The sequence below is a fragment of the Diaphorobacter limosus genome (genome assembly GCF_033100095.1).
GTDB lineage: Bacteria > Pseudomonadota > Gammaproteobacteria > Burkholderiales > Burkholderiaceae_C > Alicycliphilus > Alicycliphilus limosus.
The window spans coordinates 3,077,823-3,094,961 of the sequence record NZ_CP136921.1 but is presented as its reverse complement, the minus strand read 5'-3'; the positions used below and the strand labels follow the sequence as shown (position 1 = coordinate 3,094,961).

The following is a 17,139-nucleotide window of genomic DNA, read 5'->3' as shown; positions in this document are numbered from 1 at the left end:
AAAGGCCCCGCCGCGGCCCGCCAAAGATCCAAAAAGGCCTGTAGCACCCGCAGCTTCTGCCGAAGTTGTCGATAGACAGCGCCAAGGCTTGTTGATACATTTACTTTCGTTTCACACTTGAATTAATAGGTATTCCATGCGACTGAACGACATCAAGGTAGGCCCGCGCCTGGCCCTGTCCTTTGGCCTGGTGCTGCTGATCACCGCAGTGATCGCCGCCGTGGGCGTGTGGCGCCTACAGGATCTGGCGGCCGCGACCCAGCGGCTGACCAGCACCGACAACGAGCGCCTGCGCGCCGCCGTGCAGTGGCGCCAGGGCATAGACCAGAACTGGATACGCACGCGCGCCGCCCTGCTCAATGCCGACAGCAGCCACCTGGCGCAATGGCAGGCGGAGATGGATGCCACCTCCAAGGGCGTGGACGTCTCGCGCAAGACGGTGGAGCGGCTGCTCGAGACCGACGAGGGCCGGCGCCAGATCGCCGACATCGACAAGGCGCGCGAGGCCTACCGCAAGCCGCGTGCCGACCTGTTCAAGCGCAAGGCCGCGGGCGAGGACGTGGGCCCGCTGGTGGACAGCCAGCTCAAGCCCCTGTCGGACGCCTACATTGCCACACTGCGCACCCTCGAAGAGCGCCAGCTGATGCTGTATGAGCGTACCCGTGACCAGGCCACTGCCGAGGCCGCCCAGGGGCGCATGATCCTCATCGCAGCCGCGGCACTGGCCCTGCTGCTGGGCGCCGGCCTGGCCTGGCTGCTCAGCCGATCCATCACCGCGCCGCTGCAGCTGGCCGCGCGCCGCGCCGGCCAGATTGCCGAGGGCGACCTGACCCAGCCCATAGCGGCCCAGGGCCGTGACGAGGCCGCGAACCTGCTGCATGCGCTGGGTGAGATGCAGGCCAGCCTGACCCGCGTGGTCGCCGGCGTGCGCGGCAATGCCGAGAGCGTGGCCACGGCCAGTGCCCAGATCGCCCAGGGCAACCATGACCTGTCGGCGCGCACCGAATCCCAGGCCAGCGCGCTGGAGCAAACGGCAGCCTCCATGGAGCAGCTGGGCGCCACCGTGCGCCAGAACGCCGACAACGCCGCCCAGGCCAACCAGCTGGCCATGAACGCCAGCACCGTCGCCGTACAGGGCGGCGCGGTGGTGGCCGAGGTGGTGGACACCATGCGCGGCATCAACGATGCCAGCCGCAAGATCGCCGACATCATCGGCGTCATCGACGGCATTGCCTTCCAGACCAACATCCTGGCACTGAACGCCGCGGTCGAGGCCGCGCGCGCGGGCGAGCAGGGCCGCGGCTTTGCCGTGGTGGCCGGCGAGGTGCGCTCGCTGGCGCAGCGCAGCGCAGAGGCTGCCAAGGAGATCAAACAACTGATCACCGACAGCGTGGGGCGGGTGGAACAGGGCACGCAGCTGGTGGACAAGGCCGGCAACACCATGACCGAGGTGGTGAACGCTATTCGCCGCGTCACCGACATCATGGGCGAGATCAGCGCCGCAAGCCGCGAGCAAAGCTCGGGCGTGGCCCAGGTCGGCGAGGCCATCACGCAGATGGATCAGGCCACGCAGCAAAACGCCGCGCTGGTGGAGGAAAGCTCGGCCGCCGCCAGCAGCCTGAACCAGCAGGCCGGCGACCTGGTGCAGGCCGTGGCCGTGTTCAAGCTGGCGGGCCATGCCGGCATCACCACGGGCAAAGCATCCGCTGCCAGCCAGGCCAGGCCGGCGCCGGCGCCACGCGTGGCGCCGCGCCCGGCTACCGCCCCCAAGCCCGTGGCACGCGCCGCCAGCAAGCCCGCCGCCGTTCTGAGCGCACCCAGCAAGGCCAGCCCCGCGGCCGTGGCGGCGGGGGGCGATGATGACTGGGATAGTTTTTAAGCCCAAGCCGGCAGCGCGCTGACAAGCCGCATGCACCGGGGCCCTGCACGCTCGTGCCGGGCCCTTTTGGTCTTCATGGCCTCAGCTCCCCGCACAGCGGGCGCAACCCGGTTCACCTGAGCCCGCACACCCACTTGGGCATAAGTTCGTGCAGCGCGTCCACGTAACAGTCGGCATCCACCGCGCGCACCGGCTGGCCGTGGTTGTAGCCGTAGGTGACCAGGGCCACCGGGCAGCCGGCGGCACGCGCGGCAGCCGCGTCGTTGCTGGAGTCGCCGACCATCAGCGTGCGCGCCGGCAGCGTGCCCAGGGCCGCGCAGGTCTTGAGGACGGGCAGCGGGTCGGGCTTCTTGCGCTCGAAGGCATCGCCGCCGAACACATGCTCGAAGAAACCGTCCAGGCCCTTGGCGCGCAAGAGCGGCAGGGCAAAGCTGGTGGGCTTGTTGGTCAGGCAGGCCAGGCGCAGCCCGGCGCCGCGCAGCGCCATCAGGCCCTGGCGCACGCCGGGGTAGACGCTGGAATGACGCCCGTTGATGGCCAGGTAATGCTGCTGGTAGCGCTCCCAGGCGTTGGGATAGAACGCTTCTATTTTTGAAGCATCTGGCGCTTGCCCTGCTTGCGTCAGCGCATGATTGAGCACAGAACGCAGCAAATGCTCGCTGCCCTTGCCCACCATCTGCGCGATGAACGCCGGCTCTATGGCGGGCAGCCCCAGGTCGTCCAGCATGGCGCCCAGCGCCTGGGCGAAGTCGCCCAGGGTGTCCACCATGGTGCCGTCCAGGTCGATGATGGCCGCGTCCAGGCCCTGCAGGACCGGCGCCGTCATGCCAGGGCCCGGCGCATGGCGTCTATGACGGCCTTGTAATCGGGCTTGCCGAAGATGGCGCTGCCGGCGACGAAGGTGTCGGCGCCGGCGTCGGCCACGCGGCGGATGTTGTCTGCCTTGATGCCGCCGTCCACCTCCAGGCGAATGTCCTTGCCAGAGGCTTCAATACGCCTGCGGGCCGCTTCCACCTTGCGCAACGTGCTATCAATAAATGACTGCCCGCCAAAACCGGGGTTGACGCTCATGAGCAGGATCAGGTCGATGTCCTCGATCACCCAGTCCAGCACATCCAGCGACATGGCCGGGTTGAAGGTCAGGCCGGCCTGGCAGCCCTGGGCCTTGATGGCCTGGATGCTGCGGTGCACATGCGCCGATGCGTCGGGGTGGAAGCTGATCAGGTCGGCGCCGGCCTGGGCAAAGGCCTCGGCCAGCGCGTCCACGGGCTGCACCATCAGGTGCACGTCGATCGGCACGGGCCGGCCGTCGGGCGTGACAGCATGGGGCTTGAGCGCCTGGCAGACCATGGGTCCGAAGGTCAGGTTGGGCACATAGTGGTTGTCCATCACGTCGAAGTGGATCCAGTCGGCGCCGGCGGCGACGACATTGCGCACTTCCTCACCCAGACGGGCAAAGTCGGCGGACAGGATGGAGGGGGCGATGCGGTAGGTGCGGCTCATGGCGCGCATTGTCGCAGCTGGCAAAGCTACCATTGCGCCATGCCCAAGTACCAATTCACCGTAGAGGTGCAACCCCAGTACCTGCCCGAGCAGTCCAGCCCCGACGAGGACGCGTACGGCTTTGCCTACACCATCACCATCAGCAACACCGGCGACACCGCCGCGCAGCTGATCGCGCGCCACTGGATCATCTGCGACGCCAACGGCCACCGGCAGGAGGTCAAGGGCCTGGGCGTGGTCGGCCAGCAGCCGCTGCTCAAGCCCGGCGAGGCCTTTGAATACACCAGCGGCTGCCGCCTGCGCACGGCCAGCGGCAGCATGCATGGCAGCTACCTGTGCGTGGCCGAGGACGGCGAGCAGTTCGACTGCCCCATCGCCCTGTTCCTGCTCGAGGCCGACTCCGGCGGCGACCCGGGCCGGCCGGCCACGCCACGGGTGCTGCATTGAGCCGCAAGCGCGCCGATCTGGCGCAACTGCTGGCCGCCCTGGACCCCGAGGCGGCCGCCGCACAGCGCCATCTGCAGCTCATCGCCCTGCTGGACTGGGTGCGCGGCGACAGCCAGGTGGTGCAGGCGGCCACCGACCGCGTGGCCCAGCTGGTGCAGGCCGCCGAGCAGTCGGCCGACACCCGCACGCGCCTGCAGGCCTGGTGGGCGGCGCTGACCGGGCAGCTGGACATCACCACGCTGCTGGCCGACTTCGGCTTTGCGCAGCGCAGCTCCATGGCCAGCGAGCTGGCCGAGCGCCTGCGCCACAAGCTGCTGCCCACCAGCCCCGACACGCTGGACGCGTCCGAGCTGTTCATGCTGGCCCTGCCGCATGAATTCGACGCGCGCTGGCTGGCGGCGCTGGACGCGGCGCTGCTCGAGCGCCTGCTGGCCGTGCTGATCCCCGCACCGGAGGACAGCAGCGCCGGCGCCAGCGCCTGGCAGCGCGACCTGCTGGACGCCATCAGCTACTGCGCCGGGCAGATCCTGGCCACCGGCTTTGCGCCCGAGCTGCGCCTGCGCATGAGCGAGGCCACGCGCCAGGCCCAGCCCTTCCATGTGCTGCTGCGCGACACCGAGAGCCTGCGCGTGGAGGTGTTGCACCCGCTGCGCACCGACGACCGGCTGCAGGAAGCGGTGCAGCGCCTGCGCGAGCACCTGGACGCCTGCCGCGCCGCTGCCGGCAGCGTGTATGCGCATTTCGAGGACGAGGGCATCTCGGTGGGCCTGGTGTTTCGCCTGCGCCAGCTGCGCGAGCGCATCCTGCGGGTGCGCGAGCTGCTGGAATGCCTGCTCGCGCCGCGCCCGGTGGTGGCCGCCACCAGGTTCATGGCGCGGCTGGTGAACGTGGGGCGCGAGCGGCGCAGCCTGCGCGCGCTGATCGCCGTCAACTCCTCGCTGCTGGCGGCCAAGGTGGCCGAGCGCAGCGCCGAGACGGGCGAACACTACATCACGCGCACCGGCGGCGAATACCTGGCCATGGTGCGCCAGGCCGCGGGCGGCGGCCTGGTGATGGCCGCCACCACGCTGGTCAAGTTCGGCCTGTACGCGCTGGCGCTGTCGGCCTTCTGGGGCGGCTTCATGGCCGGTGTCAACTACGCGATCAGCTTCGTGCTGATACAGCTGCTGCATTTCACCGTGGCCACCAAGCAGCCGGCGATGACGGCGCCGGCCATGGCCGCCAAGCTCAAGGAGCTGGACGACGACGCGGACGTGCAGGCCTTCGTGGACAAGGTCACGCAACTGGTGCGCTCGCAGGTGGCGGCGGTGCTGGGCAACGTGCTGCTGGTGTTTCCGGCGGCGCTGGCGCTGGCCTGGCTCATCGCCCAGGCGCTGGGCCGGCCCGCCATCGATGCCGGGCACGCCATGCAAACGCTGGATACGCTGCACCTGCTCGGGCCATCGCTGCTGTTTGCCGCCTTTACCGGCGTGCTGCTGTTTGCCTCCAGCATCTTTGCCGGCTGGGTGGAAAACTGGTTCGTGCTGCACCGCCTGGATTCGGCCATCCAGTACAACCCGCGCATCACCGGCGTGCTGGGCCGGCGCCGCGCCGCGCGCTGGGCGCATTTCCTGCGCGGCAACATCTCGGGCCTGGCGGCGAATGTCTCGCTGGGCTTCATGCTCGGGCTGACGCCGGCGTTTGCCGCCTTCTTCGGCCTGGGGCTGGAGGTGCGCCACGTCACGCTGACCACGGGCCAGATCGGCGTGGCCGCCGCCACGCTGGGCATGGACGCGGTGCACAGCCAGGCCTTCTGGTGGGCCGTGGCGCTGATACCGTTCAACGGCGCGCTCAACGTCATCGTGAGCTTTTACCTGGCGTTCCATCTGGCGCTGCGCGCGCACAACGTGGCGCGCGTGGACCGCAGGCGCATCTACCGCGCGCTGCGCGCACGCTGGCGCCATGCACCGCTGAGCTTCTTTGCCCCTACGCGCGGCAGCGTCTGATAAGGTGGAACCAGGCGCGCCGCATGGCGCGCAGCATGCAGACCGCCGAGCGGCTGCATCCGTTCCGGGCACACAAGGCGCTGGGAGTGCAGCCGACTCCCCCCTGCTCCGGCATCAGGCGGGCCACGCCCGCGCGAGACGGAAGGACAAGCATGAATGAACTGACAGACTTTTGGGCACAGTGGCTTCGCCCATCGGCCGGGCTGCCCACCGTGCAGTGGGCGCTCTTGCTGGCCGTGGCCACGGTGGCCGGCTATCTGGTGCAGCGCCACAGCGGCCTGCCCAAGGTGGTGGGCTACACGCTGGTGGGCACGATTGCCGGCCTGGCCGGCTTTGGCGGCGCGGTCTGGCCGCTGCAGGGCATAGGCCTGTTCCTGGTGGAGCTGGCCGTGGCCGTGGTGCTGTTCGAGGCCGGCGGGCGCATCCCGCTGCGCTGGTTCCGCCACAACCCCATGGTGCTGGTGCAAAGCGTGGCCGAGTCGGCCCTGACCTATGCCGCGGTGTATTGGGTCATGCTGTGGCTGGGCGTGCCCGCGCCTGCCGCCGCTCCGCTGGCCATGGTGGCGCTGGCGGCGTCGCCGGCGGTGCTCACGCGCGTGGTCAACGACACGCGCGCCGCCGGCCCGGTGACGGACCGCGCCGTGGTGCTGGCCACGCTGTCCTCGCTGTACGCGCTGGCCCTGGGCAGCGCCCAGGCCGGCCTGCTGCAGCGGCCGGCCAGCAGCCTGCTGGGCCAGATCTACCCGGTGCTGGTGGTGCTGGGCGTGTCGGTGGCGGTGGGTGCGCTGCTGTCGCTGGTGATGCGCCTGGCGCTGCGCGTGATGAGCCCGACGAGCGAAAACACCACTATCTTGCTGCTGGCGCTGATAGCCGCCAGCACCGCCGTCACCGCGCACATGGGCGGCTCGGCGCCGCTGGCGGCGCTGCTGGGCGGCATGCTGCTCAAGCAGCTGCACCCGCGCCCCTGGGCCTGGCCAAGGCAGATGGGCACGGCCACGTCGCTCTTGACCATGCTGATGTTCGTGCTCGTCTCCACCGTGGCCGCGCAGGGGCAGTGGAGCGCGCCGGTGGCCGGCAGCGTGCTGGCGCTGATCGTGGTGCGCCTGGTGGCCAAGGCGGTGGGCGTGGGCCTGGGCAATGTGGGCAGCGGCGCCAGCTGGCGCCAGGCACTGTGGGTGGGCTGCGCCATGACGCCGATGTCGGCCATCGCGCTGCTCGTGGCCTCGCAGTTCGTGCAGGCCAACGCCGACACCGGCGAGCTGATCGCGCGCATCGCCCTGCCGGCCATCCTGGTCATGGAGCTGCTGGGCGCGGTGATCGCCGCGTTCGCCATCTACCGCGCGGGCGAAAGCTCCAAGCCCTGGCTGACGCCCGGCGGCCGCAACCAACGTGGAGGATCCGGCCGTGAGTCTTGAAGCCTTTTCCCACTCCGAACCGCTGACCCTGGGCGTGGAGCTGGAGCTGCAACTCGTCAGCACCCACGACTACGACCTGGCGCCCTATGCCGAGGACATGCTGCGCCTGATGCACAAGACGCCGCTGCCCGGCAGCGTGGTGCCGGAGATGACCAACAGCATGATCGAGATCTCCACCGGCGTGTGCCACAGCAGCTCCGAGGTGCTGGGCCAGCTGACGCAGATCCGCGACGCGCTGGTGAAGAGCGCCGACAAGCTGAACATCGCCGTGGTCGGCGGCGGCACCCACCCCTTCCAGCAGTGGCACGAGCGGCGCATCTACGACAAGCCGCGTTTTCAGGAGCTCTCAACGCTCTACGGCTACCTGTCCAAGCAGTTCACCATCTTTGGCCAGCATGTGCACATAGGCTGCCCGGACGCGGACGCGGCCCTCTTGATGCTGCACCGCATGAGCCGCTACATCCCGCACTGCATCGCGCTGTCGGCGTCCAGCCCCTATGTGCAGGGGCAGGACACGGCGTTTGACTCGGCGCGCCTGAACTCGGTGTTTGCCTTTCCGCTGTCGGGGCGCGCGCCCTTTGTGCTGACCTGGGACGAGTTCGGCCAGTACTTCGAGAAGATGACGCACACCGGCGTGGTCAAGAGCATGAAGGACTTCTACTGGGACATCCGCCCCAAGCCCGAGTACGGCACGATTGAGATCCGCGTCTTCGACACCCCGCTGACGATCGAGCGCGCCGCCGCCCTGGCCGGTTTCGTACAGTCGCTGGCCGCCTGGTTCCTGGCCGAGCAGCCCTTCATGCCGACCGAGGACGATTACCTGGTCTACACCTACAACCGCTTCCAGGCCTGCCGCTTCGGGCTGGACGCGGTCTATGTCGATCCGGCCACCGGCAAGCATATGCCCCTGCGCGAGCACATTCTGCAGACCCTGGACCATATCGCGCGCCACGCCGGCGCCCATGGCGCATCGGGCGCGCTGCATGTGCTGCGCGGCGAAACGGCGGCCGGCCAGAACGACGCGCGCTGGCTGCGCGAACGCATGCGCGAGGAGCAGCTGCTGGCCGAGGTCTCGCGCCAGGCGGCGCTGCGTTTTCGGGGCCAGCATGGGTGAATTCGACCTGATCGCACGCTTTTTCACGCGCCCCGTGCGCCACGCCGCACTCGGCGTGGGCGACGACTGCGCGCTGCTCGCGCCCGCGCCCGGCATGCAGCTGGCGGTGTCCAGCGACATGCTGGTCGAGGGCCGGCATTTCTTTGCCGACGTCGATCCCGAGACCCTGGGCCACAAGGCCCTGGCGGTGAACCTGTCAGATCTGGCGGCCTGCGGCGCGCGGCCGCTGGCCTTCACGCTGGCCCTGGCGCTGCCGTGCGTCGATGAAGCCTGGCTGCAGGGTTTTGCCAACGGCCTGTTCGCCCTGGCCGACCAGCATGGCTGCGAGCTGGTCGGCGGCGACACCACGGCCGGGCCGCTCAACATCTGCGTCACCATCTTTGGCGAGGTGCCCGCGGGCCAGGCGCTGCTGCGCGGCGGCGCACGCGCGGGCGACGACATCTGGGTCAGCGGCCGCCCGGGCGAGGCGCGCCTGGCGCTGGATGCGCTGCGCGGCCAGATGGATCTGCCCGCCGCCACGCTGGCGCGCCTGCGCGCCAGGCTGGAGCGCCCCACGCCGCGCGTGGCGCTGGGGCTGGCGCTGCGCGGCCTGGCGAGCAGCGCCATCGATGTCAGCGACGGCCTGCTGGGCGACCTGGGCCATGTCCTCAAGTCCTCCCGCGTCGGGGCCGAGATCGACGTCCACATCACTACTGATTTGCTAGCTTCTGGCGCGCTACAGGAAAGTGCTAAAGGCATTTTTGATGCAGAAACCATGATGCCATGTGCACTCGCCGGTGGCGACGACTACGAGCTGGTCTTCACCGCCCCTGCCGCACGGCGCGCCGCCGTGCAGGCCGCATCCAGTGCCAGCGGTACGCAGGTCACACGCATAGGCCGCATCACGCCCGCGCCCGGCCTGCGCCTGCTCGATCGCACGGGCCAGCCATTGCCGGGGCGCTTCGCCTCGTTCGACCACTTTGCCTGAATGACCCACCCTCACCCCCCATTGCCCCCAACCCTGCTGGAGCGCGCACGCACGCCGGGCAGCCCGTCCGTGGATCTGCTCATGGTGTGCATGGGCAACATCTGCCGCAGCCCCACGGCCGAGGGCGTGCTGCGCGCCCTGGTGCAGCGCGCCGGCCTGCAAAGGCGCATCACGGTGGATTCGGCCGGCACCCATGGCTTTCATGTCGGCGTGGCGCCCGACAAGCGCTCCCAGCAGCATGCGGCGCGGCGCGGCTACGACCTCTCGCGCCTGCGCGCACGCCAGCTCACGGCGCGCGACTTCGAGCGCTTCGACCTGGTGCTGGTCATGGACGAGGCCAATGAGCAGGCCGCCCTGGCGCTGTGCCCGCCCGCCCATGCCGGGCGCGTGCACCGCCTCACGCAGTTCTGCCTGCGCCACCAAGCCAACGCCGTGCCCGATCCCTACTATGGCGGCGCCCAGGGCTTTGAGCAGGTGCTGGATCTGGTGGAGGACGCCTGCGCCGGCCTGCTCGCCGCGCTGCAGGCGCGTCAGCCCTGATGGCATGATGCGCCCCTCATGAATCCTGCCGCCGCCCCCCGCCGCCCCACGCCGGCCTTTCTGCTCGCCCACCCGGCCCACTGCATCGCGCTGGGCTTTGGCAGCGGCCTGTCGCCCAAGGCACCGGGCACGGTGGGCACGGCCTGGGGCTGGCTGGCGTTTCTGGTGCTTGAGCTGTGGCTCACACCCCTCGGCATGGGCCTGGTGATCGGCTTCTCGCTGTTGCTCGGCTGGTGGGCCTGCACCGTCACCGCGCGCCACATGGGCGCGGCCGATCCGGGCAGCATCGTCTGGGACGAGATCGTCGCCATCTGGATCGTGCTCTGGCTGGCCATGCCCATGGGCTTCTGGGGCCAGCTCGCGGCATTCGCGCTGTTTCGCTACTTCGACGCCGCCAAGCCCGGCCCCGTGGCCTGGGCAGATCGGCTGTTCAAGGGCTTTGGCTGGCGCGGCGGCTGGGGCATTCTGTTTGACGACCTGGTGGCCGCGGGCTGCACGCTGCTGGTGCTGGCGCTGTGGCGCCACCTTTTCGGGTGAGCCCCATGACACTATCAAAACATGAGCTTTCAGCACTTGATGACAAAGCGCTACAGGCCGATTTGACTCATATTTCCAGCAGCCTGCTGGCGCATGGCTGGATGCTGGCCACGGCCGAGAGCTGCACCGGCGGCCTGATCGCCGCCGCCTGCACCGACCTGGCGGGCTCCAGCCAATGGTTCGAGCGCGGCTTTGTGACCTACTCCAACGCCGCCAAGGTGCAATGCCTGGGCGTGCCCGCCGACCTCATCGAGCGCCATGGCGCGGTCAGCGAGGCCGTGGCCCGCGCCATGGCCCAGGGCGCCGTGGCGCACAGCGCGGCCCAGGTGGCCCTGGCCGTGACCGGCGTGGCCGGCCCTACGGGCGGCTCGGCCGACAAACCCGTGGGCACGGTGTGGTTTGGCTGGCAGGTACAGGGCGCCACGCACAGCGAGCTGCGCCGCTTTGCCGGTGACCGCGCCGCCGTGCGCGCGCAGACGGTGCGCCATGCGCTGGCGCGGCTGGCGCGGCTGCTGGGCTGAGAGCCTGAGCCGGGCTCACGCCCCGCAGCACTTCTTGTACTTCTTGCCGCTGCCGCAGGGGCAGGGGTCGTTGCGACCGGGTTGGGGGCCGTGGACTATGGCCTGCACACGCGGGCCCAGGCTGCGCCAGAGCTGGCGCAGGTCGTACACCGCCCAGATGGCCTCGCCGAAATCCTCCAGGCGCTGCTGGCTGGTGCTGGGCGGGCCGTCCTCGTCATACATGCAGATCGTCGGCTTGCCGGTGTCGTCCTCGGCCAGGGCGACGATGGCCTGCAGCGCATCGTCCAGCCACTGGGCAGCCTCCTTGTCGCGCGGCGCCTGCCATTCGTCGTCCCAGTTCTCCACGGCGAACATGAAGCCCAGGGCCCAGATCTGGCCGAAGGACGGTATCGGCTGACCCTCCATCTCGGCGCGCTCGTCCTCGGGCAGGCTGGCGATGGCGCCACGCATGTCCAGCACCTCGGGCTGGAAGGCGTCATCGGCATCCAGCGACTCGGCCTGGGCGTCCAGCTGGGCCGCCACTTCGGCGCTGCGCAACTGGCACCAATGCACAAAGCGCTGCTGCTGCGCCAGATCCTTGAACGGAGGCATGAGCGGCAGTGCACCCGCCGCATCCAGCCCCAGCTCCAGGCCATCGCCCACCAGCATGGGCAGCCATTCGGCGACCGAAATCGCACGGCGCGTGCAGACCAGCGCAGTCAGGAAGCCGTCGCAGAACTCCCACTGCGGCACCTCGTCCTCGCGCGTGCGCAGGTCTTCGAGGATCAGGTCGAGTTCGTCGAGCGCGTCGGGCCCGAGGGCCGGATCGGGGGCGGCCCGGTTGTTTTCGATGGTGGTCATGGCGGTATTCCGGTGCAAAGCAGCGAGGGGGATAGGATGCGCCAGTGTAGCGCCTCGCCTGCCGTGGAACTATTGTTTTCATAGCTTGTTCGCATTGCAATGCGCGGCCTACGGGTCATAAAGCAGCACAAAACAAAACGCCCCATGCCGGTCAGGCAGTGGGGCGTGAACATGGTGATGCGGGCCCGCAGGCCGCGCGCATCACTGATAGGCGACGGGCAGGCGTGCCTGGCGGGCTTCTTGGATGAACTCGATGATCGAGAGGATGGTTGCGCGCATGATTATTCCTGTTTGAGATGCCCATCCAGTGCATGGTGGCACGCATCTCAAGCGCCTCCCAGCACCGGGTTAACCCCTAAGTGTTAACCCTATGGCATTAGTATAAACCACATCCCTTGTTTTATGGATGGCGCGGCATACCCACCTGCTTGTGCAGGCGTTCACAGATCAGCCGATACAGGACGATGCGCCCTCAAAAACAATAGCTTTCGTCACCTGCACATCCAGGGTCAGCAGCCGTTTTCGCATACAGAGAACGGCCTTGTCCTTGGACACCAGAATCGCGCCATGTCCGACCGCCAGGTCGATGAACTTCTGGTCATCCAAGTCCTTGCATGTGTAAGGGGCATGAACCGGCGCCGGCACCAGCGTGCTGCCGGCGTCGAAGGCCGCCAGCAGATCCGGTGCAGACACGGCGTAGTACTGCATGCGTGCTTGCAGGTGTGCGTATTGCAGCACGCGCTCCAGCTCATCGCGCATGGACTGGGTGGCCAGCCAGTGCAGGCGCCGCGCCTGCAGCAGGCCGCGCAGCGGGGCCACGGCCGGGTCGGCAAAGATGAACAGATCCAGCACGATGTTGGTGTCCAGCACCACGGCTCGCGCGCCCTCGCCGGCCTGGGCCCGTGCCGGCAGGCGCAGCTCAGGATGCATCGGGCGCCCCCGCATCGGCCGGCGGCTGGGCACGCGCGCGCGCCGATCCAGCCACCAGGTCAAAGCGCAGCAACCGGCATTCGATGGGGCCGTTCCACATGGGCACGCGGCGCGATTCCTTCAGGCGCATCTTGCCCGGCAGCTTGAGGTCGGGCGTGAGCATCCAGGCCTGCCAGCCGGCGTAGTGGCGCTTCCAGTGCGCAGCCAGCTGGGCGAAGAAGTCCACACCGTCGTCTGTCTGCGCCGTCTCGCGCCCGGCGCGCTGCACCTGGCCCATGCGCTCGCGTGCGTTGCGGCCCGCGCTGCCGGCGGCGGCGATGCGCTCGCCATAGGGCGGATTCAGCAGCATCACACCCGGCTGCTCACAGGGCGGCAGGCGCTGCAGCGCGTCGCCACCGCGCAACTGCACGCTTGCTGCCACGCCGGCACGCTCGGCATTGCGTTGGGCAAAATCCACCATGCGGTGCGACACATCACTGCCAAAAATGGGCGTAACGCTCTTAGTTACTACGCTGACAGCTTCATTTTTTATAGCGATCCAGACATGTTGCTGGTAGGGCAGCAGCTTCTCGAAGGCAAAGCGGCGCTGGCTGCCGGGTGCGATGCGGCAGGCCATCTGCGCTGCCTCTATCAGCACCGTGCCGCTGCCGCAGCAGGGGTCATACAGCGGCAGGGGCTGCTCGCCCAGCGGATCCCAGCCGGTGGCGGCGATCATGGCGGCGGCCAGGGTTTCCTTCAACGGCGCGTCACCCTTGTCCACGCGCCAGCCGCGCTTGAAGAGTGGCTCGCCCGAGGTGTCGATATACACCGTGGCCAGCTCGCGCGTCAGGTGCAGGTGGATGCGCACGTCGGGCCACTGCGTCTCGACATTCGGGCGGCTGCCGGCCTTGGCGCGAAAGCGGTCGGCGACGGCGTCCTTCACGCGCAGCGCGGCGAAGTTCAGGCTCTTGAGCGGGCTGTGCTGGGCCGTGACCTCGACCTTGAAGCTCTGGCGCGGGGTGAACCAGATCTCCCAGGCCACATCCGCTGCCAGGGCGTAGATGTCGTCCTCGCCGCGGTAGGGCCGCTCGCCCAGTTGCACCAGTACGCGTTGGGCCAGGCGGCTGTGCAGGTTGAGAAGCAGCGCATCGCGCCAGCTGGAGCGCACCAGCACGCCGCCACGGCCGACGAGCAGATCCTGGCCCGTCAGCCCGGTGAGCGCGTGCACCTCATCGGCCAGAAAGCCCTCGACGCCGGCGGCGCAGGGCAGGAATAGTTGCAGGGTATTCATAAAGCCCGCCAAGCATACGCGCTGCGCGGTAGTGGTTTACCCGAGGCTACTGAAATCACAAAATACAACCGTTAACATTTAAAACGAATTCAACACATACGCTGGAGACCCCATGTTTCAGACCCTGCGCGCTCGCCTGATCGGCATGAGCATTGCCGTCGCCACCCTGTCCCTGCTGGGGCTGTCGCTGGTGGTGTACGTGGTGGTACGCGCCAACATGCTGCAGGCGCTGGACGAGCGCGTGGGCGGCCTGACGCGGCAGTACGCCGCCGAGCTGACGCAGTGGATTGGCGACAAGCAACAGCTCACCAGCTCCATCGAGGTGGCAGTGCGCGAGGACAACCCCCTGCCCTTTTTGCAGGCCGCCGAAAAGGCCGGGCTGGATCTGGCCTACTTCGTGATGGCCGACAAGCGCCATGCCTTCACCAAGCCGCGCCCCGCTGGCTATGACGGCACGGCACGCGGCTGGTACAAGCAGGCCGTGGCCGCCGGCGGCCCCGCCATCACACCCGTATACCCCGATTCGGCGACCGGCAACCTCACGGTCAGCCTGGTGCGGCCGGTACTCGAAGGCGGCCGGGCGGTCGCCGTGGTGGGCTCGGACATCGAGCTGTCCACGGTGGTGAAAAAGGTCACCGGCATACGCGCCACGGAGAAGAGCTTTGCCTTCCTGCTCGACAGTGCCACGGGCAACATCCTGGCGCACGCCAACAGCGCACTGACGCTCAAGCCGGTGGCCGACCTGGCGGCGGGGCTGGACAACGCCTTGTTCACGCGCCTGGCCGGCCAGCGCGGGCATGAGGTGGTGAACATCGATGGCCGGCCGCAACTGGTCTACGCCGCCAGGGTCGATGGCACGCCCTGGATGCTGGCCGTGGTGGCCGACGAGGCCGACGCCCTGTCCGCCCTGACCCGGCTGGGCCAGACCGCCATGCTCAGCACCATCGTCTTTGTGCTGCTGGCCAGCGTGGTGATGGCGGCCGTGGTGGGGCGCATGCTGCGCCGCCTGACACTGGTGCGCGACGCGCTGCAGGGCATTGCCTCGGGCGAGGGCGACCTGACAAGACGCCTGGATGCGCAGGGCCGCGATGAGCTGGCGCAGATCGCCCAGGGCTTCAACCAGTTTGCCGACAAGATCGCCGCCGTGCTGCTGCGCATCCGCCAATCCGCCGAATCGGTGCGCCTGGCCACCAGCGAGATCGCCAGCGGCAACCAGGATCTGTCCTCGCGCACCGAGGGCCAGGCCAGTTCGCTGGAGGAAACCGCGGCCGCCATGGAAGAGCTCACGGCCACGGTGCAGCAGAATGCCGCCAACGCCAGGCAGGCCAATCAGCTGGCGCAGGAGGCCTCGCAGGTCACGGCGCAGGGCGGCGCTGCCGTGCAGCAGGTGGTGCAGACCATGGACGGCATACACCACGCCTCGCGCAAGATCGAGGACATCATCAGTGTCATCGACGGCATTGCCTTCCAGACCAACATCCTGGCACTGAACGCAGCGGTCGAGGCCGCCCGCGCCGGCGAACAGGGCCGCGGCTTTGCCGTGGTGGCCACCGAGGTGCGCCAGCTGGCGCAACGCAGCGCCACGGCCGCCAAGGAGATCAAGGCCCTGATCGACGACTCGGTGAGCCAGGTGAACGCCGGCAGTCGCCTGGTGCAGGACGCGGGCCAGACCATGGAAAAGGTGGAGCACAGCATTCGCCGCGTCAGCGCCATCGTGGCCGAGATCAGCAACGCCAGCCAGGAACAAAGCACGGGCATTGCCGAGATCGGCGACGCCGTCTCACAAATGGATCAGGCCACGCAGCAGAACGCCGCCCTGGTGGAGCAGGCCAGCGCCGCCGCCCAGTCGCTGCAGCAGCAGGCCCATGAACTGGCCGAAGTGGTGGCGGCCTTCAGGCTCCCGCAGGGGACGGCCGCGCAAAAGTTGCTGGCCTGACGCTGAAATTTGTCAGATTTCTTTACATCACTCGCGGGGCAATCGAGACCAAGTCATAAAAATCAACAGCTTGGGGTGCTGGCACATGATATGCATGGGTGTTTCACGTCTTACAACTGACGGGAGATGCCACCATGCAAATGACCACTGTTGTGACCGCCCTTGCGGGGGCATTGTTGGCGGGTGCCGTTGGCAACGCCCAGGCGGATGTGGTTGATTTTCAGGACGTGCCTTCGGGCAGCTCCCCCTGTTATGTCGATTTCACCGCCACCTCACTGCAAAGCCGGGGCTATACCTTCACCGGCAACCCCGCAGACCCCTATTTGTATGTCTGCGAATCAGGGGTTGTGCAAAACAATCCATCGGCAGCCCTGGTCAACGCGAATCTCCGATCCGTCGTGACCATGACCAATAGCAGCGGGGCTGCGTTTTCCCTGGAGTCATTTTTTGCGGGTGGCAGAACGGAAGATTTTGACCCGTCGCTGCCCGTGAGCTTGTACAGCGTCGCCACCAGCATCGACATCCTTGGGCACCTCATGGGCGGCGGCACGGTGTTTACCAGTATCACGTTGGACAGCCAGGCCCCCTATGACTGGACGCAGTTCTTCCTGCCGTCATCGTTCACCAACCTGAGTTCGGTGGTGTTCACTGCACAAGGCAACGGTGAGACGCCGGAATTCGTGATCGACGATATCGTGGTCACGTTGCCCCACCAGTCCATTCCCGAGCCGGCATCCCTCGCCTTGCTCGGCGCCGCGCTGGCTGGTATTGGCCTGTTGGGGCGAAAGAAAACCTGACGCGCGTCAGCGTGTCGCCACGGCCTCCAGGGCCTTGCGCACGACATCCGGAATGGGCGCCGGCTTGCGTGCCACGCGGTCGATGAGGACCACGCCGGTCTTGCCGCGAGCCACCTCTCGGCCCGAGGAGACCTCTGTCATGCAGAACACCAGGTCACAGCCGTAGCGGTTGAAGTCCCTCGGCGTCATCTGCACGCGCAGCGTCTCGCCGTGAAAGGCCTCGGACTTGTATTGCGCCAGCATGTCGCCGACCACGATGGCCAGGCCCGCCACATCACCCTCGGTGTAGCCGAGCGACTGGAAGAAGCGCATGCGCGCCTCGGACACCAGGCTCAGCAGCTGGGCGTTGTCCAGATGGCCGCCGTAGTTGACGTGGCTGATATAGACCTGCAACTCGGTGGTGAAGCCGAAGCGTTCGGGCAGGTCGAAGAGGATGCGGGCCATGGGAATCTATGCCT

General features: G+C 68.1%; 17 protein-coding genes. 11 read left to right on the top strand and 6 right to left on the bottom strand.

The features are described from left to right. Positions 1-136 precede the first annotated feature (136 nt). Positions 137-1,879 carry a methyl-accepting chemotaxis protein gene (locus tag P4826_RS14805; protein ID WP_317701145.1) on the top strand — a complete coding sequence of 581 codons (1,743 nt, stop codon included), beginning with the start codon at positions 137-139 and terminating at the stop codon, positions 1,877-1,879. Positions 1,880-1,991: 112 nt separating this feature from the next. Here P4826_RS14805 and gph read toward each other — a convergent pair whose 3' ends face one another. Both gph and rpe read right to left on the bottom strand, forming a co-directional pair. Next, positions 1,992-2,705 carry a phosphoglycolate phosphatase gene (gene gph / locus P4826_RS14800; protein WP_317701144.1) on the bottom strand — a complete coding sequence of 238 codons (714 nt, stop codon included), beginning with the start codon at positions 2,703-2,705 and terminating at the stop codon, positions 1,992-1,994. Next, positions 2,702-3,382: a ribulose-phosphate 3-epimerase gene (rpe, locus tag P4826_RS14795; protein ID WP_317701143.1), complete on the bottom strand. Its 681-nt coding sequence runs from the start codon at positions 3,380-3,382 to the stop codon at positions 2,702-2,704. The genes gph and rpe overlap by 4 nt, the downstream gene beginning before the upstream one ends. 39 nt (positions 3,383-3,421) lie before the next feature. On the opposite strand from rpe, the gene apaG reads away from it, so the two are divergent. From apaG to P4826_RS14755, 8 genes are all read left to right on the top strand, one after another. After that, positions 3,422-3,829 carry a Co2+/Mg2+ efflux protein ApaG gene (gene apaG, locus P4826_RS14790; RefSeq protein WP_317701142.1) on the top strand — a complete coding sequence of 136 codons (408 nt, stop codon included), beginning with the start codon at positions 3,422-3,424 and terminating at the stop codon, positions 3,827-3,829. After that, on the top strand, positions 3,826-5,814 hold the full coding sequence (locus P4826_RS14785) for a site-specific recombinase (protein ID WP_317701141.1): 1,989 nt from the start codon (positions 3,826-3,828) through the stop codon (positions 5,812-5,814). Before apaG ends, P4826_RS14785 begins: the two co-directional genes overlap by 4 nt. A gap of 152 nt (positions 5,815-5,966) precedes the next feature. Further along, positions 5,967-7,229 (top strand): cation:proton antiporter, encoded by a 1,263-nt coding sequence (locus P4826_RS14780; RefSeq protein WP_317701140.1) that lies wholly within the window; start codon positions 5,967-5,969, stop codon positions 7,227-7,229. After that, positions 7,219-8,343: a YbdK family carboxylate-amine ligase gene (locus P4826_RS14775; protein WP_317701139.1), complete on the top strand. Its 1,125-nt coding sequence runs from the start codon at positions 7,219-7,221 to the stop codon at positions 8,341-8,343. Before P4826_RS14780 ends, P4826_RS14775 begins: the two co-directional genes overlap by 11 nt. Continuing rightward, positions 8,336-9,310 carry a thiamine-phosphate kinase gene (gene thiL, locus P4826_RS14770; protein WP_317701138.1) on the top strand — a complete coding sequence of 325 codons (975 nt, stop codon included), beginning with the start codon at positions 8,336-8,338 and terminating at the stop codon, positions 9,308-9,310. The genes P4826_RS14775 and thiL overlap by 8 nt, the downstream gene beginning before the upstream one ends. 81 nt (positions 9,311-9,391) lie before the next feature. Next, positions 9,392-9,850 (top strand): low molecular weight protein-tyrosine-phosphatase, encoded by a 459-nt coding sequence (locus tag P4826_RS14765; protein WP_317703769.1) that lies wholly within the window; start codon positions 9,392-9,394, stop codon positions 9,848-9,850. Positions 9,851-9,868: 18 nt separating this feature from the next. Next, positions 9,869-10,387, top strand: a complete 519-nt coding sequence (locus tag P4826_RS14760) for a phosphatidylglycerophosphatase A family protein (protein WP_317701137.1) — start codon at positions 9,869-9,871, stop codon at positions 10,385-10,387. A 5-nt stretch (positions 10,388-10,392) separates the two neighbouring features. Then, positions 10,393-10,908, top strand: a complete 516-nt coding sequence (locus P4826_RS14755) for a CinA family protein (protein ID WP_317701136.1) — start codon at positions 10,393-10,395, stop codon at positions 10,906-10,908. Between the two features lie 15 nt (positions 10,909-10,923). Here the strand turns inward: P4826_RS14755 and P4826_RS14750 are convergent, their stop codons facing one another. The 3 genes from P4826_RS14750 to P4826_RS14740 all read right to left on the bottom strand — a co-directional run bounded on the left by P4826_RS14750 (position 10,924) and on the right by P4826_RS14740 (position 13,948). After that, entirely contained in the window at positions 10,924-11,748 is an 825-nt protein-coding gene (locus P4826_RS14750) for a YecA/YgfB family protein (RefSeq protein WP_317701135.1), read from the bottom strand. A 447-nt stretch (positions 11,749-12,195) separates the two neighbouring features. After that, positions 12,196-12,678, bottom strand: coding sequence for a putative toxin-antitoxin system toxin component, PIN family (locus P4826_RS14745; RefSeq protein ID WP_317701134.1), 483 nt, complete (start codon positions 12,676-12,678; stop codon positions 12,196-12,198). Next, positions 12,668-13,948 carry a THUMP domain-containing class I SAM-dependent RNA methyltransferase gene (locus P4826_RS14740; RefSeq protein ID WP_317701133.1) on the bottom strand — a complete coding sequence of 427 codons (1,281 nt, stop codon included), beginning with the start codon at positions 13,946-13,948 and terminating at the stop codon, positions 12,668-12,670. Before P4826_RS14740 ends, P4826_RS14745 begins: the two co-directional genes overlap by 11 nt. A gap of 112 nt (positions 13,949-14,060) precedes the next feature. On the opposite strand from P4826_RS14740, the gene P4826_RS14735 reads away from it, so the two are divergent. Together P4826_RS14735 and P4826_RS14730 are read left to right on the top strand one after the other, a co-directional pair. Next, positions 14,061-15,884 (top strand): methyl-accepting chemotaxis protein, encoded by a 1,824-nt coding sequence (locus P4826_RS14735; RefSeq protein WP_317701132.1) that lies wholly within the window; start codon positions 14,061-14,063, stop codon positions 15,882-15,884. Between the two features lie 134 nt (positions 15,885-16,018). After that, on the top strand, positions 16,019-16,681 hold the full coding sequence (locus P4826_RS14730) for a PEP-CTERM sorting domain-containing protein (protein ID WP_317701131.1): 663 nt from the start codon (positions 16,019-16,021) through the stop codon (positions 16,679-16,681). A 6-nt stretch (positions 16,682-16,687) separates the two neighbouring features. Here P4826_RS14730 and P4826_RS14725 read toward each other — a convergent pair whose 3' ends face one another. Continuing rightward, complete coding sequence (locus tag P4826_RS14725; RefSeq protein WP_317701130.1) at positions 16,688-17,125, bottom strand: acyl-CoA thioesterase; 438 nt, start codon at positions 17,123-17,125, stop codon at positions 16,688-16,690. Positions 17,126-17,139: the final 14 nt, after the last annotated feature.